Source organism: Kribbella sp. NPDC055110, from assembly GCF_053607525.1.
This window is the reverse complement of record NZ_JBSGTS010000002.1, coordinates 272507-298148: the sequence shown is the minus strand read 5'-3', so window position 1 is coordinate 298148 and position 25642 is coordinate 272507. Positions and strand designations below refer to the sequence as shown.

The following is a 25642-nucleotide window of genomic DNA, read 5'->3' as shown; positions in this document are numbered from 1 at the left end:
CGCAGCCTCACCTTCCCCGAACCCACATGATGCCGCACGATGGCCCGCTTGGCTCGTACGTCGCCACGCGGGAACTCCTCACACTCCGCGCCCGGCCTTCGTAAGCTGCTGACGGCACCGTCGCCCAGGTGGGGAGAAGAACCATGCGCATCAAGCTCCTGACTGCAGTCCTAGCACTGCTAGCCGGGATCCTGGTAACCCTGCCCGCGAGAGCGGCCGCCCCGGACGCGACCGTCGTACCGATCCAGGTCACCGGACCGGCCGCGTCGCGGTTCAACCTGGTGGTGATGGGCGACGGCTACACGGCGGCCGAGCTGCCGAAGTTCCGCGAGCAGCTCGACAAGCACCTGAACATCCTCTGGAGCATCGAGCCGTTCAAGTCGTACCGGAACTACGTCAACGTGTACGCCGTCGAGATCGCGTCCCCCGAGTCCGGAGTCGACTGTGATCCCGGTCTGACCGACCCGAAGCGCGACACCCCGCTGCAGATGGGCTTCTGGGGCGGCTGCAACCCGGGCAGCGTCCAGCGGTTGCTGACGGTCAGCCAGGCGGCCGCGACACAGTACGCCGACCTCGTCCCGGGGACCACGAGCGCCAACCGGCAGATCCTTGCTATCGGCAACAGTGAAACGTACGGCGGTGCGGGCGGAACGTATGCCACCGCGTCCGGGGGTAATGCGCTCTCCGCGCTGATCACGCCGCACGAGCTCGGGCACTCGCTCGGAGGGCTGCAGGACGAGTACGACTACTACGCCCGCGGTGCGCCGTACGTCGGTCCTGAGCCGTCCTCGATCCACCACACGTTGCTGACCGAGCAGCAGATGCTGGCGCAGCACCAGAAGTGGTGGCGCTGGCTGGGGGAGAAGTCCGAGTCCGGCGGGACGATCGGCCGCTACGAGGGCGGAATGTACGCCGGGTCGGGCGTCTGGCGGCCCAGCGCGCACTCGATGATGAAGGCCCTCGGGTACTACTTCGACCAACCGTCGCGCGAGCGGATGACCCAACGCCTGTCCGCCAAGGCGAATCTGTTCCAGGACAGCACCCCGGCCGGTCAAGTCGCCGCTGACCAGGTCGTTTGGCTGCAGACCCTGCACCCGGTCGACCACGAGCTCGACGTCACCTGGACTCTCGACGGTACGGCGCTGGCGACCGCGAACGCCCGTACCGTCGACCTGTCCACCCTCGACCTCGGGCCCGGGCCGCACACGCTTTCCGCGACGATCGTCGACCCGACCGAGTTCATCCGCGATCCCGCCGTACGCCCGACGGCCACCCGCTCGTGGACCGTCGACCCGTCCCTCAGCGCGCGGAAAACGCTGGATGCGGTGTTCACCGGATCCACCTCGACCGCGCATCCGGTCAGCGCCGACGAGGTCGTCTACGCGGAAACCGCGCATTCCGCGGGGGCAATCACCTGGCGGCTCGACGGGCAACCGGTCGCGAACCCGGGCAACGACCGCGACCTCGATCTCGCACCGCTGAAGCTGACCGGGTGGCACATCCTGACCGCGCAGACCGGTTCCGAAACACTCAGCTGGGACGTCGACGGCGTACCGCCGGTCGTCACGCCGACGATGTCGAAACCGCTGCTCACAGTGCAGAAACCGAGCGGGCCGGAGTACATCTACAACAACGCGTTCACGATGGGTTTGACCGCGACGGACGACAGCGCGGGGTACGTCGTACCGGAGTTCCGCGTCGACGGGGACGGTTGGTACAACTACTACGGCTGGCCGACCGATGCGTCCGCGCCGTACCGGTTCACCGCCGAGGGGACCGCGATCGACCAGCTCGTATACGGAAAGCTCGGCGTACCGCGGATCGTGCCGTGGGACGACGTACCGCCTGGGTACGGGCGTCATCAGGTCGAGTACCGCGCCATCGATGCCACCGGCAACATCGGCGACCCGCGCCGGTTCGCCGTCACGCTCCTGAAACCGCCGCCGCCCTGCACCACAACGATTACCGGCACGCACGAAGGCTCGCTGTACCTCAGCAAAGGCGTCACGTGCCTCACCAACGCGACCGTCAACGGTCCGGTGCTCGTGGCGTCCGGCGCATCCCTGGTCGCCACCGACTCGCTCGTCAACGGGCCTGTCCGCGCCGATCGCGCGGCAGACCTGCACCTGCTGCGTTCCATGATCGCCGGGCCGGTCAGCGCGAGCGGCATCACCCGCAGCCTGGTCGCGATCGGCAGCACCGTCCAGGGGCCGCTGGCCGTCACGAACAGCCGCACAACCGAGCCGCCCACGCTCGCCGGGAACACAGTCAACGGTCCGCTCAGCTGCTCGGCCAACACCCCGGCCCCGATCAACTTGCAGGCGCCGAACACGGTTTCCGGGCCGCGCTCCGGGCAGTGCGCGAAACTCTGAGCCGGGCAGACATGCAGGTGAGATTTGCCGACATGTTCCCGGCGGGCGGGATCTCATAACTTTCTCGGTGCGGGGAGTTCCCGCCGTACCGAAGGAGAGAGATGAACGGACTGCGGGTGGCTTCGTTGATGGCGGCCACGATGACCACGGGCCTGGTGGCCGGCGTGTATGCGATCTACGCGAACGCGATCATGCCCGGGCTCGCGAAGACCGACGACAAGACCTTCGTCGGTGCGTTCCAGGCGATGGACCGGGCGATCGTCAACCCGATGTTCCTCGGCCTCGGGTTCCTCGGCGCGCTGCTCTTCACACTGCTCGCCGGCCTGGTCAGCCTCAAGGAGAAGGCACTGCCGTGGATCGCGGTTGCGTTCGTGCTGTACCTGGTCACGGTCATCCTCACGATGGCGGTGAACGTACCCATGAACGACGCCCTGAAAGCGGCCGGGGATCCGGCGACGATCGACGTCGCGGCGGCCCGCGCGGCCTTCGACGAGTCGAAATGGGTGGCCTTCAACCTGGTCCGGACCCTGCTCGCACTGGTCTCGTTCGGCTTCCTCGGCTGGGCCCTCTACCTGACCGGAAAGTCCGCCGCCCAGCCCTGAGATTATTTGCAGTATTTCCAGGTACGGTTCATCGCCGCAGCCGTCGTCGTGGGCTACTTGGCCCGCTACTCGCGCCCGCCCCGTCGGGATGATCGCGCTCTGAGAGACTGTCCGCGTGCCACCAGTTCAAGCTCCGCCGTCGCAGCAGCTCCCCGCGGTCCAGAAGCTGCGCGTGAGGTTCGCCAAGCGCGGGCGGCTGCGATTCACCTCACACCGCGACTTCCAGCGCGCGTTCGAGCGCGCCGTACGGCGGGCCGAGCTCCCCGTGGCGTTCTCGCACGGTTTCAGCCCGCACCCGAAGATCTCGTACGCCGGTGCCGCGCCGACCGGAGCCGCCTCGGAAGCGGAGTATCTGGAGATATCGCTCACACACGAGCGGGACGCCGACCAGGTCCGGGCCGCCCTGGACGAGGCGCTGCCGCCCGGTCTGGACGTCCTCGAGGTGGTCGTCGCCGGGCCGGGGGCGCTGGCCGAGCGGCTGGAGGCCAGTGAGTGGCAGATCGCGTTGCCGGGAGCGGATCCGGACACGGCCGCCGCGGCAGTGCGGACGTTCCTCGAACGGGACGAAATTCTGGTCGAACGCATGACCAAACGGGGACTTCGCTCGTTCGACTGTCGGGCTGCTGTTCTCCGACTCACCGTCGCGAGTGAACCGGGGCCGGTTGCGGCGTGTGCGATACTGCAAGTGGTGTTACGGCACGGAACCCCGGCCGTGAGACCCGACGACGTTCTCGCCGGCGTGCTAGAGGTAGCGACGCTCCCGGTGACGGGCCCGGCTCTTTTGACCAGGCTCGCCCAGGGCCCGCTCACCACGGACACCGGCACGGTGGAAGATCCGCTCGCTCGTGACCGCGACGCCAACCAGGCGACCGCGACCGGCCAGGCAGATCCCCGCCAGACGCACACAGCGGAGGGCGACGCCGCCGCTCCCTCTGTGCCCTGAGCGCGGGCGGAGCGGATCCAGCAGGCTTCCGCCGTACCGCGTCCCATGCAGAATCTGAGGGCCCGGTGAGGCGAACCGTGACCGCCTTGTGGCCGCGCCGGACCCGTGACAGGGGTCGCCGGATGCGCCGGAAGGCTTGAGGAGACCCGCACTACATGCTCGACAACGAGCCGACCACCGAAGCAGCCGGCACGGCTGCCCCCGCCCAGACCGCCGCCACTCGGCAGCGCTCGACCAAGACGGCTGCGAAGACGGCCGCGGCGAAGAAGACCACCACGACGCGTAAGCGCGCCGCGAAGAAGACCGCCGAGCCCGCCGCCGAGGCTGCGCCGGCCCAGAAGACGGCTGCCAAGGCGGCCGCGAAGAAGGCTCCGGCCAAGAAGGCGGCGGCCGCGAAGACGGCTCCGACCGCCAAGAAGACCGCCAAGCGCACCACGAAGAAGGCCGCGTCCCAGGACACGGCCCCGGAGCTGTTCGCGGCTCCCGTGGAGTCCGCCGCGGAGCCCGAGGCGACCGCCCCGGCAAAGAAGACCACCCGCAAACGCACCACCAAGAAAACCGCAGCCACCCCGGCCGCCGACACCTCCACCCCCGCCGACGCCTCCGCGTCCGGCTCTTCCGCGAACGCCGCATCCGCGAACGCTGGGGGCGGCGAGCACTCCGCCGCGTCAGGTGCTGCTGCCGAGGCACCGGCTGCCAAGCGCAGCTCACGGCGCCGTACGACGAAGTCTGCCGCGACGGCCGACTCCGCAGCGTCCGACGCCCCGACGACGGCACCCGACGCCCGTACGACGGCTCCTGACGCCCGTACGACGGCTCCTGACGCCCGTACGACGGCTCCTGACGCCCGTACGACGGCTCCCGAGGCTCGGGCGACGGCTTCTGAGGCTGCGGCTTCTCGGAATGCTGAGACGCAGGACGAGGCGCCGAGCACGCGGCGTACGCGCCGGCGGCCGGCTGGTGCTGCGACGGTGCTGTTCCAGGCGCCGACCGACGTACCGCACGCCGCCGAGCCCGCGACCGCCAAGAACACCCAGCCCAGGTCCAGCCAGCCCGCTCAGGCGACTGCCGCGGACCCGGCGGATGTGGCAGCCCAGGCCGCCCCGGAGCCGGCTGCCGACGAGCAGCCGAGCGGCACACGCCGCCGCCGGAGCCGTCGCGGTCGCGACGCTGAGGCACGCGAGAACGCGCCCGAGCCGACCACCGACGACGCCCCGCAGACCGTGAGCGCCGAGCAGTCCGACGGCGAGGCCGAGGAGAAGACCGAAGGCCGCAGCCGGACCAGCTCCCGGTCCAACAGGACGAGCAGGACCAACAACCGCGCCGCCGCCAAGAGCGACGACACGGACGACACCGACCTCACCGACGCCGACGAGGAGGCTGCCGACAGCGCGGCCGACGGACAGGGCGAGGACGGCGAGGAGGGCACCCGCCGTCGTCGCCGTCGTCGTGGCGGTCGCCGTCGCCGCAAGTCCGGTGACGCGGACGGCGCCGAGGACAGCGCCGACGAGCAGTCCGACGACGAGGACGACGAGTCCGAGCAGGACACCGACGCCCAGGCCGCTGACGCCGACTCCGACGTCGAGGCCGAGGACGTAGACGAGGACGGCGAGTCGGGCGGCAGCTCGTCCCGCCGTCGCCGCCGCCGTCGTCGCCGCAAGGGCGAGGACAGCGTCGCGTCCCCGGACGACCCCGACGAGACCGTCGTACGGGTCCGTGAGCCGCGCAGCAAGACCGTCGCGAACGAGGTCACCGCGATCGAGGGCTCGACCCGTCTCGAGGCGAAGAAGCAGCGTCGCCGCGAGGGCCGCGCCGCCGGTCGCCGCCGCGCGCCGATCGTCACCGAGGCCGAGTTCCTGGCCCGGCGCGAGTCGGTCGAGCGGACGATGGTGATCCGGTCCCGCGAGGACGTCACCCAGATCGCGGTCTCCGAGGACAACGTCCTGGTCGAGCACTATGTGACGACCGCCGAGCAGACGTCGCTGATCGGCAACGTGTACCTCGGCCGCGTGCAGAACGTGCTGCCCAGCATGGAAGCCGCGTTCATCGACATCGGCAAGGGCCGCAACGCGGTGCTGTACGCCGGTGAGGTGGACTGGGCGACCCTTGGTGGCGCCAACGGCCCGCGCAAGATCGAGCAGGTGCTGAAGTCCGGTCAGTCGGTCCTGGTCCAGGTGACCAAGGACCCGATCGGCCACAAGGGCGCCCGCCTGACGAACCAGATCAGCCTGCCCGGCCGGTACGTCGTGTACGTCCCGCGCGGCGGCAACGGCGGCATCAGCCGCAAGCTGCCCGACACCGAGCGGAACCGGCTGAAGACGATCCTCAAGGACATCGTCCCCGACGAGGCCGGCGTCATCGTCCGGACCGCCGCGGAAGGTGCCTCGGAGGAGGAGCTGACCTCCGACGTCAGCCGCCTGCAGGCCGCCTGGGAAGAGATTGACAAGAAGTCCAAGAACGGTCAGGCCCCGCAGCTGCTGTACGGCGAGCCCGACCTGCTGATCCGCGTCGTACGCGACCTGTTCACCGAGGACTTCTCCAAGCTCGTGATCTCCGGCGACCGTGCGTACGACCAGGTCCGGGAGTACGTCGAGGGCGTCGCGCCGCACCTGGTCGACCGGGTCGAGAAGGCGCACAGCGATGTCTTCTCGGACTACCGGATCGACGAGCAGATCAAGAAGGCACTGGACCGCAAGGTCTGGCTGCCGTCGGGCGGCTCGCTGATCATCGACCGCACTGAGGCGATGACCGTCGTCGACGTCAACACCGGCAAGTTCACCGGGTCCGGCGGCAACCTCGAGGAGACCGTCACCAAGAACAACCTGGAGGCGGCCGAGGAGATCGTCCGGCAGCTCCGGCTCCGCGACATCGGCGGCATCATCGTCATCGACTTCATCGACATGGTGCTCGAGTCGAACCGCGACCTGGTACTGCGCCGGCTGGTCGAGTGCCTGGGCCGCGACCGGACCAAGCACCAGGTGGCCGAGGTCACCTCGCTCGGCCTGGTCCAGATGACCCGGAAGCGGATCGGTACCGGACTGCTCGAGGCGTTCAGCGAGAACTGCGACCACTGCGGTGGCCGTGGGCTGATCCTGCACGACGAGCCGAAGGAGTCCCGTCGCCGCGACGGCCGCAACGGCCAGAACAATGGGCAGAACAACGCCAGCGGTCAGGACCAGAAGCCTGCGCAGGCGGAGGAGGGCGGCCGGAAGAGCTCGCGCCGCCGCCGCGGCAAGGGCCGGGGCGAGGACGAGCAGGCCGTCGAGGCCGAGGCGCCGCAGCACAACGGCGACGCCGCCCAGAGGCTGGCCCAGATCGCCGCGGCCTCCGCGAAGGCGGACGACGAGCAGACCGGCGGTACGCCGGAACCCACCGGCTACCCGGTGTCAGCCGACGCCGACCAGCACGTGAGCCCTGAGGCCACCGGTTTCCCGGCTCCCGAAACGGCCACCCAGGCCGTCACGGAGACTGAGGCACCGGCTGCAGACGCATCGGACGCTGCGCAGAACGGCGCCCCGAAGAGCACCCGGCGGCGGCGCAGCAGCCGCAGCCGGAGCAAGACCACTACCGAGGGTGAGGGTGCGGAGCCGTCCGAGCTCGTCACCACCGGTAGCTGACACGACCTATGTGATACGGGTCCCTCACCGGGCGGGGAGGCCAGTTTGACCCGCCTGTGAGGGGACCCGTAAACTTGAGCGTCGGCGCGCGGTTCCGCGTGCCATGTTTGTGTGGGCCGCCAGGTCTGTGCAGGCCCCCGTTAGTTTTCCGATCCAGCAGAGAGTGAGATCCACGGTGTACGCGATCGTGCGCAGTGGCGGCACCCAGCAGAAGGTCGCCGTCGGCGATGTCATCGAGATCGACAGCTTGACCGACCAGGTGGGCGACACTGTGTCGCTGCCGGCGGTCCTCGTCGTGGATGGCGACACCGTGACGGCCGACGCTGCGGCGCTGGCCAACGTGGCCGTGTCGGCCGAGGTCCTGGGCCGCACCAAGGGCCCCAAGATCCACATCCTCAAGTACAAGAACAAGACCGGTTACCGCAAGCGCCAGGGGCACCGCCAGCACTACACCCAGGTCAAGGTCACCGCGATCGACGCGAAGAAGAAGTGAGCTGATCTGAGATGGCACACAAAAAGGGAGCAGCGTCGACCCGTAACGGTCGCGACTCCAACGCCCAGCGCCTCGGCGTGAAGCGGTACGGCGGTCAGCTGGTCAACGCCGGCGAGATCATCGTCCGTCAGCGCGGCACGCACTTCCACCCGGGCAACCTGGTCGGCCGCGGCGGCGACGACACGCTGTTCGCGCTCGCCGAGGGCCACGTGGAGTTCGGCACCCGGCGCGGTCGCCGCGTCGTCAACATCGTCCCGGCCCCGGCGGAGTAACACCGCCACCCGGTTCACGAAGCTCTGTCGAAGGGCGGGTCGCGGAATTCCGCGACCCGCCCTTCGCGTTGATTCCCAAGTCTGTGCCTCCACGCAGGCAGAACCCCCGACATGAGCTCCGTTCGGGCCGAAAACGCCAGTTGTGCATGCGTGGCGGTCCACCAGAGGAAGTAGAGAACACCGATGGCCATCCCCAGCTTCGTCGACCGCGTGACGGTGCATGTCAGCGCGGGCCGTGGCGGAAACGGCTGCGCCTCGGTGCACCGGGAGAAGTTCAAGCCGCTCGGCGGCCCCGACGGCGGAAACGGCGGCGACGGCGGCAGCGTGATCCTGCGCGTCGATCCGGACACCACGACACTCGTCGACTACCACCGCTCCAGCCACCGCACCGCCACGAACGGTGCCCAGGGCAAGGGTGACAACCAGGCCGGGGCCAATGGCGGCGACGTCGTCCTCCCGGTCCCGGACGGAACGGTCATCAGTGCGGCGAACGGCTACGTACTGGCCGATCTCGTCGGACCGGGCGCGGAGTTCGTCGCGGCGCAGGGCGGCAAGGGCGGTCTGGGCAACGCGGCGCTCGCGAGCAGCGCGCGCAAGGCGCCCGGGTTCGCGCTGCTCGGTGAGGACGGCGAGGAGCGCACGCTCGTCCTGGAGCTGAAGGTCGTCGCGGACGTCGGCCTGGTCGGGTTCCCGAGCGCCGGCAAGTCGTCGCTGATCGCCGCGATCAGCCGCGCCCGGCCGAAGATCGCCGACTACCCGTTCACCACCCTGATCCCGAACCTCGGCGTGGTCGTTGCCGGTGACACCACGTTCACCGTCGCCGACGTACCAGGTCTGATCGAAGGCGCGAGCGAGGGGCGCGGGCTCGGGCACGACTTCCTGCGGCACGTGGAGCGGTGCGCCGCGCTGGTACATGTCATCGACTGCGCGACGTACGAGCCGGGCCGGGATCCGTTGAGCGACCTCGACACGATCGAGGCGGAGCTCGAGGCGCACGGCGGGCTCGAGGACCGGCCGCGACTCGTTGCCCTGAACAAGATCGACGTACCGGACGCCCGCGAGATCGCCGAGATGGTGCAGGCCGAGCTGGAGCAGCGCGGGTACCGGGTGTTCCCGATCTCGACCGCTTCGCACGAGGGCCTGGAGGCGTTGAAGTTCGCGATGGCCGACATCGTCGTACGGCGGCGCGCGGAGCAGGCGAAACCCGACACCACGCGGATCGTGATCCGGCCGCAGGTGCAAGGCGGACCCGAGTTCAAGGTGAAGAAGCTGCCGGAGGACGGCGGCTGGCTGGTGCAGGGCCAGAAGCCCGAGCGCTGGGTGCGGCAGACCGACTTCGCGAACGCGGAGGCGACCGGGTACCTCGCCGACCGGCTCAACCGGCTCGGCGTCGAGGAGGAACTGCTCAAGCTCGGTGCGAACCCGGGTGACGCGGTCGTCATCGGCGACGGGCCGAACGCGATCGTCTTCGACTTCGCGCCGGACGTCCAGGCCGGCGCGGAAATCCTCGCCCGGCGCGGTGAGGACCACCGGCTCGAGGAGGATCGTCCCGCGGCCCAGCGGCGGCGTGCGAAGGACACCGAGTACCACGCTTTCCGGGAGGGTGAGCGGACCGAGGACTGGTCGGAGTACGGCCAGAACTGGGACACCGACGACGTCGACCTGTCCCCGGCCGAGGCGAAGCGAGCAGCGGCGGCCGCGGCGAAGCTGGCGCGCAAGGAAGCGCGCGAGTTGGGCACCGAAAGCACAGAAAACGGTTGATCCATGACGGTGCATCCCCGGACGGGGCGCGCGGAGGCGTTGAACGCCACGCGAATCGTCGTGAAGGTCGGCTCGTCGTCGCTGACCCAGCGCGGCAAGATCGACCTCGAACGGCTCCGGCTGCTCGTCGACGCCATCGCGGCGCGCCGGGTGGAGGGGGCCGAGGTCGTACTGGTCTCGTCCGGCGCGATCGCCGCCGGCCTGACCCCGATGGGGTTGCGCACCCGGCCGCGTGACCTGGCGACGCAGCAGGCAGCTGCTTCTGTTGGCCAAGGACTGTTGATGGCCCGCTACAGCGATGCCTTCGCGGCCCATGGCCTGCGGGTCGGGCAGGTGCTGTTGACGGTCGACGACGTGACGCGCCGATCGCACTACCGCAACGCCTACCGGACGTTCGCGCGGTTGCTCGAGCTGGGCGTCGTACCGATCGTGAACGAGAACGACACGGTCGCGACCACCGAGATCCGCTTCGGCGACAACGACCGGCTCGCGGCGCTGACCAGTCACCTCGTGCACGCCGATCTGCTGCTCCTGCTGTCCGACGTCGACGGGCTGTACGACGGGGATCCGCGCAAACCCGGTACGTCGATGGTCACCGAGATCCGTGGCGCCGCCGACCTGGAGCCGCTCGCGATCGGGAAGACCGGCTCGTCGGGCGTCGGCACCGGCGGCATGCAGACGAAGGTCGAGGCGGCCGCAATCGCTACGGAGGCAGGGATTCCGGTGATCCTGACCTCTGCCGCGCGGGTCGGCGAGGCGCTCGACGGGCAGCCCGTCGGCACGCTGTTCCACCCGACCGGCCGACGCCGCAAGACGCGCCTGCTGTGGCTGGCGCACGCTACGTCGGGTCAGGGCATCCTGCGGCTGGACGAAGGAGCGGTCCGTGCGGTGACGCAGCGCCGCGCGTCGCTCCTGCCGGCCGGAATCATCGCAGTAGAAGGCACCTTCTCCGCAGGCGACCCTGTCGACCTCGTGTCGCCGACAGGTGTTGTCATCGCGCGCGGGCTGGTGAACTACGACGCATCCGAGCTGCCGGAACTGTTGGGCCGTTCGACCCGGGACCTGGCGCGCGAGCTCGGCGCGGCGTACGAACGCGAGGTAGTCCACCGCGACGACCTCGTCCTCCTGTGAAGAAGGTGGCCTGGGGCCTGCTCGCGGCGTGGATCGTCCACGACCTGGAAGAGCTGGCCGCGATGCCGTCGTTCTCGCAACGCACCGACCTGCCGGCACCGCTGACGAAGGCCCTGCCGATGTCCCGCACCGAGTCGGCCACCGCCATCGGCCTGACCGGCGTCGCGATGGCGGCCGCCTCTGCTGCGGGCGCTGCAACGGGTGGCCGGAGCAGGTTCTTCCAGGCGTCCTTGATGGGCTTCGGCCTGCACGCCGGCACTCACCTCGCCCAGTCCGCCGTACTGCGCCGCTACACACCCGGCCTGATCACCACGCCGTTGGTGGTCATCCCGTTCAGTGTGTGGGCGTGGCGCCAGCTGAAGGCAGACGACGTACCGATCGCGCCGACCGACCGGCGCCTTGCTGTGGCGTTGGCGGCAGTGGTCCCGCTGGCCCACGCGATCGCCCGCCTTCCGCGCCTACGTCGAGCCTGATCGCCACGCCATCACAATGCGCGGTCGGTGAACGCTGCCACGCTCAGCCGCGCGTCCTGCGGGCGATTGTGATGGCCTGGCGATCCCACTTGTGGTGCCGGCGGAAGCCGCACACCTGGCGAACCGGGCGGCGGCGGATCTCCAACACTCACCAACCCGGCCGGACGGGCTGTCTGCCGGCGTGCGTACGCGTGGTCGTGGCGAAGAACTGGCGGTTGATGAGTGGCGGGCGTCCGGGGCTTGGGGTCGTCTGGTGAGATCGGCGTCCTTGGTCGTGAGGGTGGGGCAATACGATGAAGGGGTGAGCGAGATCATCGAGTTGGCGCGGCGGGCGCGGGTGGCGTCGTACGCGTTGGCGGAGGCGTCCCGGGCGACCAAGGACGCGGCGTTGCACGCGATGGCGACGGCGCTGCGCGCGAACACGGACGCGATCGTCGCGGCGAACGCGAAGGACGTGGCGACCGCGCGGGACGCCGGTACGCCGGAATCCACGGTCGACCGGCTGGCGCTGAACCCGGCGCGGGTCGACGCGATGGCGGCCGGGCTGGAGCAGCTCGCGGGGCTGGCGGACCCGATCGGTGAAGTGGTCCGTGGGTACACGCTGCCCAACGGACTCGAGCTCCGGCAGGTGCGGGTGCCGTTCGGCGTCGTCGGGATCATCTACGAGGCCCGGCCGAACGTGACGGCCGACGCCGCGGGCATCTGCCTGAAGTCCGGCAACGCGGTCCTGCTGCGCGGTTCGTCGTCCGCGGCCGCCTCCAACGAGGCGATCATCGCCGTACTGCGGGACGCCGCCTCGGCGACCGGGTTGCCGGCGGACGTCGTCCAGGGCGTGCCGACGGATCGGGCCGCGGTGAAGGAACTCATGCAGGCGCGCGGCCTGGTCGACGTACTGATCCCACGCGGTGGCGCCGGGCTGATCCAGACCGTGGTCAGCGAGTCGTCCGTACCGGTGATCGAAACCGGGGTCGGCAATTGTCACGTGTACATCGACGCGGACGCGGATCTCGACCTCGGACTGGAGATCCTGCTCAACTCCAAGACCCAACGCCCAAGCGTGTGCAACGCAGCCGAGTCCCTGCTGGTGCACGCGTCGGTCGCCGAGGAGTTCCTGGCCCGCGCCCTACCCGCCCTGTCCCAAGCCGGCGTCACCGTCCACGCCGACCCCAAGATAGTTGCGATCAGCAACAACCAGTCCACAACGGCCGCGAGCGCCGCTGCGGCTGCGGTCGAGGGTGCGGGTTCGGTGGTTGAGGCGACTGAGGAGGACTTCGGGACGGAGTACAACTCGCTCGATCTGTCGGCGGCAGTTGTCGACTCGCTCGAGGACGCGGTGCAGCACATCCGCCGGTACAGCTCCGGTCACACCGACGCGATCATCACCCGCTCGCAGGCGGCCGCGCGCCGGTTCACGACCGCGGTCGACTCGGCAGCCGTCGTGGTGAATGCAAGCACCCGCTTCACCGACGGCGGTGAGTTCGGCTTCGGCGCCGAGATCGGCATCTCCACCCAGAAACTCCACGCCCGCGGCCCCATGGGCCTCCCCGAAATGACCTCCACCAAGTACGTAGTCACCGGCGAAGGCCAAATCCGCACCTAACCGCTCACCCGAGCAACCGCGCCCCATCACGCACCTGCACCACGAGCGGCCCCCCAGAAATCACCGCAACCGCAGCACAATGCCCCACCCCCACCTCCAACTCCCGCACCTGAACCCCACTCGGCACCACCCCACGCAGATCTCCGCGTAGTCCTTCGCCTGTTGCCTTGGCGACTGCTTCCATCCGGGTCCAGTACGTCGTGAACGCGCGCGCCTTCGCGATCCCGTCGTACCCGCTCAACTCGCGCACCTCCGCGTCCGTCAACGCAACCCGCGCCACCGAGTCGACATCCACCCCCAGATCAACCTTCTCCACATCAAGACCCACCGGCCGATCAGCCACCGCGACGCCCACCAGATCCCCCGAGTGCGTCACCGACAACTCAACCCCCGCAGCCCGCACCTTCCCATGCGGCTTCCCGCACTCCGAACACGTCCTGTCCAAAGCAACCTTTGCCGCAGGCAACGAAAGCCTCTCCGCCAGCACCCGCCGCACCAGCGTCACCCCCAACAGAAACCGCGCCTTGTCCACATCCCGCAGATAAGCCGCCAACCGCCCCCGCTCAACCTCATCCAGATCCCGAACGAACTCGTCTCGAGCCGCCCCAACCCCCACCCACCAAACCTCAACCCCCACCCCCGCAGCACCCCGCCCCCTCACAACCCCGACCCCTCCTCCCCAGCACCCACCACGACCCAGCCCTCGCCGTGCTCAGCGCCCCACCCGGCCTCGCTGTCCGCAGCACCCGCCGCGGTCCCGGCGTCGCCGTGTCCAGCACCCGTCAGGGCTCCGGTCTCGTCGTGCCCAGCTCCTGTTGCGGGCCGGTCTTGGGTGGTTCCGGTCCCGTTATGCCGCGAGTTCTTCGGTTCGGGGGTGTTCATGCTGGGCCGGGGGTCCAGGTGAGGGTGCCTGTTCGGAGGTCGTGGAGGATGGTGTCGATCCACTTCGCCTCGGCGACGGTGACTGCGACGTGGTACTCAGTCTCGAGTAGCGCGAATCGGGGGACCGGCTTCCCGTCTGCCTCCGACCGGAGTTCCAGTTGCAGCTCCGCGATCCGCTTCGTCAACCGTTCTCGCCGCTGCCCAAGCATCTCACCCGCAGTCTCCGGCGGAAGCAGCATCACGAACGACAACCCCGCCGGAAACTCCGGAAACTCGTTCCGCGGCGTCGTCAGGATTTCCGCCAGCCATTCCCGGCAGACCTCCCGCCCCTCGTCGGTCAGGTTGTAGACCGTCCGCTCCGGGTACCGCTCGTCCCGCTCCGTCGCGCCGGCCGAGATGAGTCCGGCTTCTTCCAGGCGCACGATCATCCGGTACAGGCTGGTTCGCTGCCCGACGTTGACCACCTGGTGCTTACCCCACTGCTTCAGCAGCCGCTGGATCCCGTACGGATGCAGCGGCCCGTTCTCCAGCAGCCCGAGAATCGCCAGCGCCAGTGATGAGCGTCGAAAGGTCACCCTCCCAGCATAAGGGTCAATGAAACTAGTTGCAATGTAACTAGATCGCATGTAACTATCGATCCCATGAGAGCAGCAGAACTGACCCAAGGCACCGTCACCTCCCGCGACGGCACCGAGATCGGCTACTACAAGACCGGCGAAGGCCCGGCCGTCGTCGTCCTGCACGGCAGCATGGAGTCGGCCCGGAGCCACACCCTGTTCGCGGAGGCGCTCGCCGACGAGTTCACCGTCTACCTCCCGGACCGCCGGGGCCGCGGCCTCTCGGGCCCGCACAAGCCGGACCACAGCGTCCGTACCGAGATCGAGGATCTGGACGCCGTTCTCACCGCTGCGGGCGCCGAGCGCGCATTCGGCATCAGCGCCGGGGGAGCGGTCGTCCTGGAGGCGGCCCGCACCCTCCCCAACCTCAAGCAGGTCGCGCTCTACGAGCCCGCGCTCGTCGCCGGCGGCGCGCCGCATCGCGAATGGCTAGTGCGGTTCGACCGGGAGATCGCCCGGGGCGACGTCGCCGGAGCCATGGTGACGAGCATGTTCGGCTTCGAGATGGCGCCGGCGTTCCTCAAGGTGATGCCGCGCGGCCTGCTCCGCTGGATGACCGAGAAGATGATGGCGAAGGAAGAGCGCCAGGCCGACGCCAGCGCGATCACGATGCGTCAGTTGGCTCCCACGATCCACGCCGAGGGCACAATCGTCGCCGAACTCGCCGGAACCTTCCACAACTTCCGTACGGTCGACGCCGACGTCCTTCTCCTCGGCGGCACGAAGGGCCTTCCCGGCCTCGAACCCGGGCGGGCGACCCTGGAGAAGGTGCTGCCGCACGTCCGCCGGATCGAGTTCGACGGCTACGACCACGGCTCGTCCTCAGATCCCGGCGGTGTCAACCCGAACGGGAAGCCCGAGGTGGTACGGCGCATCGCCGCCGAGGTGAAGGCCTTCTTCAAGCAGTCGTGAGGCTAACGCCTTCTTCAAGCAGTCGTGAGCGCCCAGTCGACGGCATCCGCGATGTCGGTGACCGGGTATCGCACCGCCTGCACCACCCGGTCCGCGCCCACCACCAGCACGACCCGCTTCAACCGCTCGTACCCGCCGGCCCGGAACGTCGGCAACCGCAGCGCCGCCACCAGTTCGAGATCGAGATCGGACAGGAGTAGGTGTGGGATCTCCTCCGCCCGAGCGAACGCCAGCTGCTCGTCGGTCCGCTGCGTACTGACCCCGCGGATCGCGATCCCCTTCGACGCAAAGTCGTCGTACCGGCCGCCGAAGAGCCGATTCTCCAAGGTGCACCCGGCCGCCCCGGCGATCTCGTCCCATCCGTCCGGTAGTCGAGTCGGTCGCCCCGTCGCCGGGTACCCGAACAGCACGGTCGCCCGCGCGTCCGCATCCACCACGTCAACCGTCGTACCAGCGATCGACGGCAAGGCGACGTACGGCACCCGTTGCCCCACGAGCTCCTGCAGGCGATGTGCCGGCGGCTCGTCCGCAGCGTTGGTCCCGGTGAGCGACCCGTCGCCGAGCAGCCAGCGATCGCCCCAGTCCTGCAATGCGACGAGGACCGGGAGTAGTGCGCGCCCGCGCGGCGTCAACTCGTACGCGTAGCGCGTGGGGCGGTCCTGGTACGCCGACCGCTCGACGATCCCGCTGTGCAGCAAGCCGTTCAGCCGCTCGGTCAGCACCTTCCGCGAGATGTGCAACGACCCCGCCAGCTCGTCGAACCGCGCCAGTCCGCGCGCCAGATCGCGGACGATCAGCAGTTCCCAGCCGTCGCCGATGACGCCGAGGGACTGCGCGATCGCACAGTCCGGCTCGGGCGAGAAGGTGCTCCGTCGCACGTCCGCCCTCCTTGGAATCCGGTTGCCGCCACACCGACCGGTCGAGTAAGTTCCCGACAGGAACTCACTGTACCGGAGGGGGCGGACGTGTACTGGCGCCGGATCGCGGAGCTGCCCACCTGGCTCAAGGCGGTGATGGTCGGCCAGCTCGTCAACGGGGCTGGCGCGCTCGCGTGGGTCTACCTCACGCTGTACCTCGTCGAGGACCGCGGCATGTCGGCGCAGCAGGCCGGATTCGCCGCGGCGGCGTACGGCATCGGGCTGGTCGGCGGCAACCTCGGCGGCGGGTGGTTCGGCGACCGGTTCGGCCTGCGTACGGCGGCGCTCGCGAGCCAGTTGTTGTGGGCGATCGCGTGTGTCGCCATGCCCTTCACGCCCGGAGCGTTGCTAGCTTTTCTAGCAGCGCTAGCGGGCCTGTTCGGCGGCGCCGGTCGCCCGAATCTCAGCGCCCTCGTCACGACCTCGCTCCCACCCGAACGCCGCCGGGAGGGCATCGCGCTGTCCCGCACGGCCACCAATGCGGGCTTCACCATCGGTCCGCCCCTCGGAGGCCTGCTCGCGGCGTACGACTTCTCGTTCGTCTTCGTCGTCGACGCCGTCACCAGCCTGATCATGGCCGCGATCGTCTGGCGCTGGGTCCCGAGCGCCCGTCGTACACCGGGGCCGTCGGCAACCGGTCTGTGGAAGTCGGTGCTGAGCGACCGCCCGGTCCTGATGGTGCTGGCGACGATCGTGGTGGTCGACACCGTCTACCGGCAGATCTTCGCCACGATGCCGCTGCTCCTGCGCGATGCGGGCACGCCGGCCGTCGCGTACGGCGTACTGCTCGGGGCAAGCTCGGTTGTCATCGTCCTGTTCGAGGCGCCGATCGCCGTACGCCTGCAGGGTCACCGTGCGACCCGGGTGATCGCGGCCGGTTTCGCGTGCATCGGTCTAGGGCTGGCGATCGTCGGCGTCTGGCCGGTGCTGGCGGGAGCGGCGCTCGCGATCGTGGTGATGACGGCGGGGGAGATGCTCTATAAGCCGACCGCTACCGCCCACGTGGCCGATGCGGCGCCGGAAGGGATGGTCGGGCGGTACTCGAGCCTGTACGCCGCCGCGTCGATCAGTGGCATGTTCCTCGCGCCCGCGATCGGCGGTACGACGTACCAGCACGCACCGGGACTGCTCTACCCCGTCGCCGCGGGCCTGGCGCTCGCTGCGGGCGCCGTACTGCTGCTCACTCGGGTAAAGGCGCGGGACGTCCTTCCCAGCGGGTCGACAGCACAACGGTCGTCCGGGTCCTGACCACCCCGTTCACGCGGCGCAGCGAGCCGACGACCGCCTCCAGCTGGGTCACGTCGGCCACCCGGACCTTCACCACGAGCTCCTGGTCGCCGGCGACGAACCAGCAGTCCTCGACCGCAGGGATCTCGCGGACCTGATCGACGATGTCATCGGTCTCGACATCGTCGCGCTGGAACAGCCCGATCAGCGCGCTGGTGCCGAGGCCGACCTGGTCCGGGGCGACCACCGCGCGGTACCCGAGCAGTACGCCGCGCTCCTCGAGGCGCCGTACCCGCTCCTGGACACTCGGGCCGGACAGGCCGACCACCCGGCCGAGTTCGGCCCAGCTGGAGCGGCCGTTCAGCCGGAGCGCCTCGATCAGTTGCCGATCGATCGCGTCCATGACGCCTCCTGTTCACCGCAGATTCCAAGGCCAGGAATGTCCTGTGCCTTTAATTCGTTTGTGAGAGCGTAGTACTTACCGTACAATTCGAGGTACCGGGGACAGTCCGCCCCGGTTCCGCCGTACCAACCCCGTGAAGGAACCATGATCACCCCCGAAGTTGCCCGTGCCCGTATCGACGAGATGCATCGCGCCGCAGCGCAGGCCCGCCGCGCGCACGCCGTACCGTCTGCCTGGCGCCGGCTGCTGACCCGCAACGCCCGCCACAGCTGAACCTTCTTATCGCGACCGGTGACCTTCGGCGAGTGTCCGAAGCCACCGGTCGCTGTCGTTCCGGCGGTCACGAGATAGGCTCTGCCTCATGTTCACGCTCCTGGTGCCGCAGGTCGCGGCTCTCCAAGAGGCCGCGGTCGAGGCCTCGCACATCTCGAAGTGGTGGTACGGCGGGTTCGCGCTCTTCGTCCTCGTCCTGCTGCTGCTCGTCACCGTCATCATGGGCAAGGGCCGGCCGCACAGCTGAGCGGCTGACCAGTTGGGCTGACGTGGCTTCTGTGGAGCGGATACGACGTATCGGCGTGATGGGTGGCACGTTCGACCCGATCCATCACGGGCACCTGGTCGCGGCCAGCGAGGTGCAGTCGTACTTCGACCTCGACGAGGTGATCTTCGTTCCGACCGGCCAGCCGTGGCAGAAGTCGGACCGGAAGGTCTCCCCGCCCGAGGACCGGTACCTGATGACCGTCATCGCGACCGCGTCGAACCCGCGGTTCTCGGTCAGCCGGGTGGACATCGACCGGCCCGGACCGACGTACACGATCGACACCCTGCGGGACCTGTCCAAGCTGTACCCGGACGCCGAGCTGTTCTTCATCACCGGTGCCGACGCGCTCGCCCAGATTCTGACCTGGCGGGACGTCGACGAGATGTTCAAGCTGGCCCAGTTCGTCGGCTGTACGCGACCCGGAACCGAACAACTCGAACTGCCGCTCGACCAGCTGCCGATGAATCGGATCACCCTGCTCGAGGTGCCGGCGCTGGCGATCTCGTCGACCGAGTGCCGCGCCCGGGTCGCCAAGGGCAACCCGACCTGGTACCTGGTGCCGGACGGCATCGTCCAGTACATCGCCAAGCGTGAGCTCTACACCAACCGTTAGGACGTTTTATGCCTGCCAGTGAACGCGCCATCGAGCTGCTGACCGCGGCCGCGGAAGCGGCGCACGACAAGAAGGCCGAGAACGTCCTCGCCTTCGACGTCTCGGAGCAACTCGCCATCACCGACGCCTTCCTGGTCGCGTCCGCCTCCAACGACCGCCAGGTCCGCGCGATCGTGGACGCCGTCGAGGAGAAGCTCCGCGTCGACTTCGACGCCAAGCCGATCCGCCGGGAGGGCGCCCGCGAGGGCCGCTGGGTGCTGCTCGACTACCTCGAGATCGTCATCCACGTCCAGCACGACGAGGAGCGCGCCTTCTACTCCCTCGAGCGGCTCTGGCGCGACTGCCCGGTGATCCCGCTGCCGTCGCCCGTCCCAGGCGCCGCGGTCACCGGCTCCGGCCTGCCCGGCTCGGCCCCCGCTGAATGACCGCGGGCCGACTGATCGTCTGGCGGCACGGCCGGACGGAATGGAACCTGCAGGACAAGATCCAGGGCCAGGCCGACATCCCGCTCGACGCGGTCGGCGTCGCGCAGGCACGCGCCGCCGCCGCTCGGCTCGCGTCCCTCGCGCCCACGCGACTCTTCGCCAGCGACCTGCAACGCGCGGCGTCTACGGCGGGTGAGCTCGCCGTACTGACCGGTCTGAAGATCGAGTACGACGAGGCGCTGCGTGAGATCGACGTCGACGACTGGGCCGGGCTCACCATGTCCGAGCTCGCCGCGATCAACCCTGAGGCCGCCGCCCGCATCCGCAGCGGCGAATCCCAGCGCCGCGGCTCCAACGGCGAAACCATCGAAGAAGTCGCCGCCCGCTTCGCCGAGGCGCTGACTCGCATCTCCGCGGAGGGATCCTCCGAGGACACCATCGTCATCGCCACCCACGGCCTCGCCGCCCGCGTCGGCATCTGCCTGTTCCTCGGCATCCCGCAAGCGAACTGGCCCGCCTTCGGAGGCCTCGCCAACTGCAACTGGGTCTCCCTCCTCCCAGGCCGCTCCGGCTGGCGAATCGAAGAATGGAACGCCGGCTCCCTCCCCGAACCAGTAATGAGCGACGACCCCCAAAGGTAAGAAGCACTTGGGGGATACCGCTCAGCGGACAGCGCTTCGCGGCGGCTGTGTTCTGGCGCCTTCGGTGGCGCGGGAGCTGCTCCTCGGAGCTCTGCCCGTGGCGGATCGGATGCACGCGTGGAGCGGTGCGGCAGTGCACTGGTTGGCGGTGGATCGTGCCTGGTTCGGGGCGCCCGCGCGCGGCGCCGCGACGTACCGTAAGCAGCGGACAGAACGTGCAGATCAGGCGCTCGCAGTACCCGCCGACACACCGCAAACAGACTGTCATGTACCTCACCAGCCCCACGAGGGAACCGATTTTTCTTTGCAGGCACTGATCCGCTAAGCTTTCGGAGTCGCAAGACACCGCGGGGCTTTGGCGCAGTTGGTAGCGCGCTTCCATGGCATGGAAGAGGTCAGGGGTTCGAATCCCCTAAGCTCCACCGCAGTTCAGGGGCCGGTTCTCCACTTGGAGAACCGGCTTTTTTCGTGACTTGAGTGACTGTGGGCTCACCGGGGAGTTGCGAGGACCTTGCTGACGGCGTGCTGTGCGTAGTTCGTGAGGGCCGGGTTGGTGTTCTTGAAGTACCGCAGCACGATCAGGGCCTGGGACAGTACGCGCCCGCGTCCGCGGAGCCATGTCGCGTCGTCTACGTCCAGTGTGGTGCGGAACTGGTCGTGGACGTTGGCGGGCAGCAGGTACCAGACGGGAAACAGGTCGCACGCCGGATCGCCGACACCGCACGTCTCGAAGTCGAGTACCGCGGTCAGCCGGCCCTCTGCCGACACGAGCAAGTTGCTCGGCGTCAGGTCCGAGTGCACCCACACCTCGCGCCCGTCGTACGGCGCCGCGAGCGACTCCTCCCACGACGCCCGCGCTGCGCGAACGTCGATCAGGCCGTCCAGCGCTCCGATCGCCTCCCGCGTCGAGGCGTCCATCGAGACCATCGGAGCTCGCGTCCGGCGCTCGCCCGGATACGCCGGCGGCCGGTCCGGCAGGTCGATCCGCCGGAACGCGTCGACGAACGCCGCGAGGTCCGTCGCCAGCCCACGCGGATCAACCAGCGCGTCGGGGGAGGGGTGCGCACCGGTGAGCCAGCGGTGGACGGACCACGCGCCCGGGAAGGCGTCGGTGGGTGAGCCGATCGCCTCGACGGAAGGGATGGCCACAGGCAGGTACGGCGCGAGTGCCGCGAGTTTCGCCTGCTCCCGTTGCACTATGTCGTTGATCGAGGGCCGGAGCGGCAGCCGTACGGACAGGTCGGAACCGAGGCGGTAGATCGCGTTCACCAATCCACTGGAGTCGATCGGCTCCAACGGCAACGCGGCCCACTGCGGGAACTGTGCGGCCACCAGTTCGCGGACGAGCGGTGTGTCGATGTCGGCGTCGTCGGCGTGGATCTTGCGGGGACTCACGAGCCCATCCGATCGATCGGACCCGTCGGCTGTCAATCGGTTTCCCACTCGGGAGACCGGCCTCTCGCGGGACTGCAGGGCGTCGGCGATGCTGGGTGAATGGAGTACGTGTCCCGAGTGCCGCGGTCGCCGCTGGACGGGCTGGTCGACGACCTCTACTACCTGGAGGGTGCGCCGCCGTACGCCCGGCTGACGCTGCCGCCGATGCCGGCTGCGTTGCTCATCGTCAACCTCGGGGCGCCGTTCCGCATCCGGGCCGGCACCGACATCGAGACGGCCGAGTACGCCGACGGCTGCGTGGTCACCACGCCCACTCGCGCGTTGGAGTTCGGCTACCCAATCCCGACCCGGTCCGTCGGCGTACACGTGAAGCCGTGGGGGCTGGCGCCATTCCTGCCGATGCCCGCGGCCGAGCTGTGTGACCGGCCGGTGACGATAGAGCAGGTTTGGGGCCGCCCCGCCGTTGCTGAGCTGCGAGACCGGCTGGCCACGGCGGACGGACCGCACGAGATGCTGACTCTGCTCGAGGACGAGCTGATGCGACGGCTGCGCGAGACCGCCGGCCTCGGGTTGGTCCGCCATACGAGCAGGGTGATCGCGGCGACCAGCGGGGCGATGGCGATCGGCGACCTGAGTGTGGCAGCCGGTGTCAGTAGCACTCATCTGGCGCAGCGATTCAAGGAACTCATCGGCGTCACGCCGAAGCGGCTGGCACGCACCTACCGATTCGCCGCCACAGTGTTCGCGATCGACCCCGCCGTACCGATCGACTGGGGCGATCTCGCCGGTCGCGCAGGCTACTTCGACCAGGCCCACTTCGGCCACGAGTTCCGGGAGTTCACCGGACTCACGCCGACCCGGTACGTCGAAGTGCGGCGGCAGTTCATGCGTGAACATCCCGGCCACGTGTTCGACGGCTGGCCGCTGCCGGCCGATTGATTTCTTACAAGAGCGACAGCTCGCGACACGCTAATTTTGGGGCACCCCGAAGCAGAGGAGAGCCCCGTGGGCAAGGTGGTCATGTACAGCTCGGTGTCGGTGGACGGCTTCGTCGCGGACGAGAACGACCAGCCCGGACCGCTGTTCGACTGGTTGACCAGCGGTGACGTCCCGTTGGACGAGAGCGGCGTGGTGAAGGTGTCGCAGGTGTCCTACGACTACACCCGGGCGTACTGGGACCAGATCGGGGTGACAATCGCAGGCCGCCACGTCTTTGACCTGACGGACGGCTGGGACGGGAAGCCTCCGGCCGGTGTCGACCACGTGGTCGTCGTGACGCACCGGCCGGAGCCCGAGGGCTGGGGTCCCGAGGCGCCGTTCCACTTCGTCGACGGCGTCGAGGCAGCCGTGGCCAAGGCGCAGGAGCTTGCGGGTGACCGCATAGTCGAGGTCGCCGCCGGCGACGTCGGTGGCCAGGTGCTTGCCGCGGGTCTGGTAGACGAGGTGCGCATGGACGTCGTACCCGTCGTGTTCGGGTCCGGCAAGCGCTACTTCGGGTCGGTCGACGCGCAGCACCTGTTGGAGGATCCTGACGTGATTCAGGGCAACCGGGTACTCCACCTGCGCTATCCGGTACGCCGTTGACCGCTTACTGGTCGAGGGTGGCGCGGAGTACGACGCTCTGCTCGGTGAAGCCGAGTCTGTCGTAGAACGCGCGGGCGGACCGGTTGGCGGCGTAGGCGGTGACGGAGATGGCTGCGGCAGCTTGGGACCGGGACCAGGTCGTGAAGTGGCGGACCATGGCTTGGCCCATTCCGGTGGAGCGAACAGGTTCGTCGACGTACAGACTGCGGATCTCGGCAGTACGTCGGCCGAACCGGGTTGGCGACGGAGCCGTCAGGTAGCCGACCAGATGACCGGCGATCCTCTCGTCCTGCCTTGCGACGAGGACAAGAGCGGACTCGTTCTTCATGAGCCGGATGAAGTCTTCTCGCGCACGCGTTGGACCGCCGATGTAGTTTCATGCAGTTCAGCGGGTTTGGAGGAGTTGATGGTGGGATGACGGCAGGGCGACCCACGCAGGACGACGTGCTCGGGTACTTCGATACGTTGTCGAACTGGGGGCGGTGGGGCGACGACGACGAGCTCGGCACGTTGAACCACATCAGCGACGACGTCCGGCTGGCGGCGGCGCGGGCTGTGCGTTACGGGCGGAGTGTGTCGTGCGGCTGGGAGGTCGCCGTACCGGAGGAAATGGAGCGGGCGACGACGTCGTGTCCGTGTGCCGCCGAGATGCCGGGCGCCGAGAACATGCCGGCTGCGTTCCACAACGACCGGCGCTGGGGCTTCTCGAACGAGCGGCTCGGCATCTTCTTCCACGGCAACACGATCACCCACATCGACTCGCCGTGCCACCTGTTCTGGGACGGGAAGATGTACAACGGGCGCTCGTACTCGTTGGTCGACGCAGCGACAGGATCGGCGTGGGCGGCCGTCACCGCGGCGGCGAACGGGATCGTCACGCGTGGTGTCCTGCTGGACGTTGCGAAGGTCCGCGATGTGCCGTGGCTGGAGCCGGGTGAGGGCGTGTTTCCCGAGGACCTCGAGGAGGCTGAGCGTCGCCAAGGGGTGCGAGTGCGATCCGGCGATGCGGTGCTCCTGCGGACCGGCTACGGCCGCGCCCGACACGAGGGCGGTCCGTCCGGCGGTATCACGCAAGCCGGGTGGCACGCGTCCTGCCTGCCGTGGCTGCAAGAACGGGAGGTCGCGTTGATCGGCGCCGACACGCCCCAGGACGTACAGCCTTCAGGGTACGACGACGTACTGATGCCGGTGCACGCCGTGAGCCTCGTGGCGATGGGGCTGTGGCTGCTCGACAACTGCGACCTGGAGGAGTGCGCGACAACGGCCGCCGAGCTCGGCCAGTGGGACTTCCAGCTCGCGGTCGCGCCGGTCCGCTTCGCCGGTACGTCGGGCAGCCCGGTCAACCCGATCGCCACATTCTGACCGCCCGCCCCGCGCGCAAGCGACCACGAAGCGGCACGGAAGAGTGCGTCAGAGTCGATCCAGGAGCTCGGCGACCTTGTTCGCGGTCTCCTTGGCGGATCCGGGGTTCTGGCCGGTGACGAGGTTGCCATCGGCCACCGCGTAGGAGACGAAGGGCAGCTTGGCCTTCTCGTAGAGCGCACCGCGCTTCTTGGCCTGTTCCTCGGCGTTGTAGGGCACGAGTTTGTCGACGCGGGCAAGTACCTCCTCGGCCCAGGCGAACCCGGTCATCTTGCGTCCGGCGATGAGGTAGGTGCCGTCGGAGAGCGTGGTGTTGAGCAGACCGCAGTACCCGTGGCAGACCGCGGACACGATGCCGCCGCGCTCGAAGATCTCGCGGGTGATCCGCTGCAGGCCCTCGCTGTCGGGGAAGTCGTACATGACCGCGTGGCCGCCGGTGAAGAAGATCGCGTCGTAGCTTGCCGCGTTGATCTCCTGAGGACCGGCCGTGGTCTCGAGGAGCGCCATCCGCTCCGGGTCGGCGCGCCAGGACTTGGCGGTTTTGTCGTAATTGGGGAACTTCAGAGACCGCGGCTCCAGCGGCACCGCGCCGCCTGCCGGGCTGACGAGCGTCTGCTCGAATCCGTGCTGCTCGAAGACGTGCCAGGCGTGAGTGAGCTCGGACAGCCAGAGGCCCGTGGGGTGGGACGGGTCGTCGTAGTGAGCGACGTTGGTGACGACGATCAGGATGCGCTTGGCCATTGCACCGCCTCTCAACTCCCACGAGCATAGGTCGTCGGGCTTCAGACACCGATCCGCCTTGCCGTGGGAGCACGGTGGCGCGTGGTTGGGGAGGGTTACTTCCTGGATTGGGTAGGTA

Annotated in this window: 27 protein-coding genes and 1 tRNA gene; 21 read left to right on the top strand and 7 right to left on the bottom strand. The window is 68.9% G+C overall.

Annotation, left to right across the window (positions count from 1 at the left end; genetic code table 11):
- Window positions 1-143: 143 nt before the first annotated feature.
- The 10 genes from ACWF0M_RS04365 to ACWF0M_RS04320 all read left to right on the top strand — a co-directional run bounded on the left by ACWF0M_RS04365 (window position 144) and on the right by ACWF0M_RS04320 (window position 13264).
- The gene (locus ACWF0M_RS04365; RefSeq protein WP_452234176.1) at window positions 144-2372 is read left to right on the top strand and encodes a M64 family metallopeptidase; all 2229 of its coding nucleotides are present in this window, start codon (window positions 144-146) and stop codon (window positions 2370-2372) included.
- A 101-nt stretch (window positions 2373-2473) separates the two neighbouring features.
- Complete coding sequence (locus ACWF0M_RS04360; protein WP_452234175.1) at window positions 2474-2974, top strand: anthrone oxygenase family protein; 501 nt, start codon at window positions 2474-2476, stop codon at window positions 2972-2974.
- Between the two features lie 115 nt (window positions 2975-3089).
- Window positions 3090-3917: a TIGR03936 family radical SAM-associated protein gene (locus ACWF0M_RS04355; protein WP_452234174.1), complete on the top strand. Its 828-nt coding sequence runs from the start codon at window positions 3090-3092 to the stop codon at window positions 3915-3917.
- 470 nt (window positions 3918-4387) lie between these two features.
- Complete coding sequence (locus ACWF0M_RS04350) at window positions 4388-7534, top strand: Rne/Rng family ribonuclease (protein WP_452234479.1); 3147 nt, start codon at window positions 4388-4390, stop codon at window positions 7532-7534.
- A gap of 175 nt (window positions 7535-7709) precedes the next feature.
- Window positions 7710-8027 carry a 50S ribosomal protein L21 gene (gene rplU, locus ACWF0M_RS04345; RefSeq protein ID WP_133780972.1) on the top strand — a complete coding sequence of 106 codons (318 nt, stop codon included), beginning with the start codon at window positions 7710-7712 and terminating at the stop codon, window positions 8025-8027.
- A gap of 11 nt (window positions 8028-8038) precedes the next feature.
- Window positions 8039-8299: a 50S ribosomal protein L27 gene (rpmA, locus tag ACWF0M_RS04340; RefSeq protein ID WP_130381076.1), complete on the top strand. Its 261-nt coding sequence runs from the start codon at window positions 8039-8041 to the stop codon at window positions 8297-8299.
- Between the two features lie 183 nt (window positions 8300-8482).
- Window positions 8483-10060, top strand: a complete 1578-nt coding sequence (obgE, locus tag ACWF0M_RS04335; protein WP_452234173.1) for a GTPase ObgE — start codon at window positions 8483-8485, stop codon at window positions 10058-10060.
- Between the two features lie 3 nt (window positions 10061-10063).
- Window positions 10064-11191 carry a glutamate 5-kinase gene (gene proB / locus ACWF0M_RS04330; protein WP_452234172.1) on the top strand — a complete coding sequence of 376 codons (1128 nt, stop codon included), beginning with the start codon at window positions 10064-10066 and terminating at the stop codon, window positions 11189-11191.
- Window positions 11188-11664, top strand: coding sequence for an HXXEE domain-containing protein (locus ACWF0M_RS04325; RefSeq protein WP_452234171.1), 477 nt, complete (start codon window positions 11188-11190; stop codon window positions 11662-11664). Before proB ends, ACWF0M_RS04325 begins: the two co-directional genes overlap by 4 nt.
- A gap of 301 nt (window positions 11665-11965) precedes the next feature.
- Window positions 11966-13264, top strand: coding sequence for a glutamate-5-semialdehyde dehydrogenase (locus tag ACWF0M_RS04320; RefSeq protein WP_452234170.1), 1299 nt, complete (start codon window positions 11966-11968; stop codon window positions 13262-13264).
- A gap of 4 nt (window positions 13265-13268) precedes the next feature.
- On the opposite strand, the gene ACWF0M_RS04315 is transcribed toward ACWF0M_RS04320, so the two are convergent.
- The gene (locus ACWF0M_RS04315; RefSeq protein ID WP_452234478.1) at window positions 13269-13592 is read right to left on the bottom strand and encodes a 4'-phosphopantetheinyl transferase family protein; all 324 of its coding nucleotides are present in this window, start codon (window positions 13590-13592) and stop codon (window positions 13269-13271) included.
- 550 nt (window positions 13593-14142) lie between these two features.
- Window positions 14143-14721 carry a PadR family transcriptional regulator gene (locus tag ACWF0M_RS04310; protein ID WP_452234169.1) on the bottom strand — a complete coding sequence of 193 codons (579 nt, stop codon included), beginning with the start codon at window positions 14719-14721 and terminating at the stop codon, window positions 14143-14145.
- 66 nt (window positions 14722-14787) lie between these two features.
- Between ACWF0M_RS04310 and ACWF0M_RS04305 the strand changes: the two genes are divergently transcribed.
- Window positions 14788-15675, top strand: a complete 888-nt coding sequence (locus ACWF0M_RS04305; RefSeq protein ID WP_452234168.1) for an alpha/beta fold hydrolase — start codon at window positions 14788-14790, stop codon at window positions 15673-15675.
- A 14-nt stretch (window positions 15676-15689) separates the two neighbouring features.
- On the opposite strand, the gene ACWF0M_RS04300 is transcribed toward ACWF0M_RS04305, so the two are convergent.
- Window positions 15690-16553, bottom strand: a complete 864-nt coding sequence (locus ACWF0M_RS04300; protein ID WP_452234167.1) for a winged helix-turn-helix transcriptional regulator — start codon at window positions 16551-16553, stop codon at window positions 15690-15692.
- A gap of 87 nt (window positions 16554-16640) precedes the next feature.
- Between ACWF0M_RS04300 and ACWF0M_RS04295 the strand changes: the two genes are divergently transcribed.
- Window positions 16641-17840 (top strand): MFS transporter, encoded by a 1200-nt coding sequence (locus ACWF0M_RS04295; RefSeq protein WP_452234166.1) that lies wholly within the window; start codon window positions 16641-16643, stop codon window positions 17838-17840.
- Here ACWF0M_RS04295 and ACWF0M_RS04290 read toward each other — a convergent pair.
- Complete coding sequence (locus tag ACWF0M_RS04290; RefSeq protein WP_452234165.1) at window positions 17773-18222, bottom strand: Lrp/AsnC family transcriptional regulator; 450 nt, start codon at window positions 18220-18222, stop codon at window positions 17773-17775. The two genes, ACWF0M_RS04295 and ACWF0M_RS04290, sit on opposite strands and share 68 nt — an antisense overlap.
- 144 nt (window positions 18223-18366) lie before the next feature.
- Here ACWF0M_RS04290 and ACWF0M_RS04285 point away from each other — a divergent pair, with 144 nt between their 5' ends.
- The 6 genes from ACWF0M_RS04285 to ACWF0M_RS04260 all read left to right on the top strand — a co-directional run bounded on the left by ACWF0M_RS04285 (window position 18367) and on the right by ACWF0M_RS04260 (window position 20864).
- Window positions 18367-18495, top strand: a complete 129-nt coding sequence (locus ACWF0M_RS04285) for a hypothetical protein (protein ID WP_452234164.1) — start codon at window positions 18367-18369, stop codon at window positions 18493-18495.
- A gap of 88 nt (window positions 18496-18583) precedes the next feature.
- Window positions 18584-18742 (top strand): hypothetical protein, encoded by a 159-nt coding sequence (locus tag ACWF0M_RS04280; RefSeq protein WP_452234163.1) that lies wholly within the window; start codon window positions 18584-18586, stop codon window positions 18740-18742.
- 22 nt (window positions 18743-18764) lie between these two features.
- The gene (gene nadD, locus ACWF0M_RS04275; RefSeq protein WP_452234162.1) at window positions 18765-19376 is read left to right on the top strand and encodes a nicotinate-nucleotide adenylyltransferase; all 612 of its coding nucleotides are present in this window, start codon (window positions 18765-18767) and stop codon (window positions 19374-19376) included.
- A gap of 8 nt (window positions 19377-19384) precedes the next feature.
- Window positions 19385-19801 (top strand): ribosome silencing factor, encoded by a 417-nt coding sequence (rsfS, locus tag ACWF0M_RS04270; RefSeq protein WP_452234161.1) that lies wholly within the window; start codon window positions 19385-19387, stop codon window positions 19799-19801.
- Window positions 19798-20442 carry a histidine phosphatase family protein gene (locus tag ACWF0M_RS04265; RefSeq protein WP_452234160.1) on the top strand — a complete coding sequence of 215 codons (645 nt, stop codon included), beginning with the start codon at window positions 19798-19800 and terminating at the stop codon, window positions 20440-20442. The genes rsfS and ACWF0M_RS04265 overlap by 4 nt, the downstream gene beginning before the upstream one ends.
- A gap of 349 nt (window positions 20443-20791) precedes the next feature.
- Window positions 20792-20864, top strand: a tRNA-Ala gene (locus ACWF0M_RS04260).
- 67 nt (window positions 20865-20931) lie between these two features.
- On the opposite strand, the gene ACWF0M_RS04255 is transcribed toward ACWF0M_RS04260, so the two are convergent.
- A complete protein-coding gene (locus ACWF0M_RS04255) occupies window positions 20932-21837 on the bottom strand; it encodes an aminoglycoside phosphotransferase family protein (protein ID WP_452234159.1) in 906 nt (301 codons plus the stop codon).
- A 99-nt stretch (window positions 21838-21936) separates the two neighbouring features.
- Here ACWF0M_RS04255 and ACWF0M_RS04250 point away from each other — a divergent pair, with 99 nt between their 5' ends.
- Window positions 21937-22776 (top strand): helix-turn-helix domain-containing protein, encoded by an 840-nt coding sequence (locus ACWF0M_RS04250; protein ID WP_452234158.1) that lies wholly within the window; start codon window positions 21937-21939, stop codon window positions 22774-22776.
- 66 nt (window positions 22777-22842) lie between these two features.
- On the top strand, window positions 22843-23421 hold the full coding sequence (locus ACWF0M_RS04245) for a dihydrofolate reductase family protein (protein WP_452234157.1): 579 nt from the start codon (window positions 22843-22845) through the stop codon (window positions 23419-23421).
- A gap of 4 nt (window positions 23422-23425) precedes the next feature.
- Here the strand turns inward: ACWF0M_RS04245 and ACWF0M_RS04240 are convergent, their stop codons facing one another.
- Window positions 23426-23758: a GNAT family N-acetyltransferase gene (locus ACWF0M_RS04240; protein ID WP_452234477.1), complete on the bottom strand. Its 333-nt coding sequence runs from the start codon at window positions 23756-23758 to the stop codon at window positions 23426-23428.
- Window positions 23759-23835: 77 nt separating this feature from the next.
- Between ACWF0M_RS04240 and ACWF0M_RS04235 the strand changes: the two genes are divergently transcribed.
- Window positions 23836-24783 carry a cyclase family protein gene (locus ACWF0M_RS04235; RefSeq protein ID WP_452234156.1) on the top strand — a complete coding sequence of 316 codons (948 nt, stop codon included), beginning with the start codon at window positions 23836-23838 and terminating at the stop codon, window positions 24781-24783.
- 48 nt (window positions 24784-24831) lie between these two features.
- Here ACWF0M_RS04235 and ACWF0M_RS04230 read toward each other — a convergent pair whose 3' ends face one another.
- The gene (locus ACWF0M_RS04230) at window positions 24832-25524 is read right to left on the bottom strand and encodes a type 1 glutamine amidotransferase domain-containing protein (RefSeq protein ID WP_452234155.1); all 693 of its coding nucleotides are present in this window, start codon (window positions 25522-25524) and stop codon (window positions 24832-24834) included.
- Window positions 25525-25642: the final 118 nt, after the last annotated feature.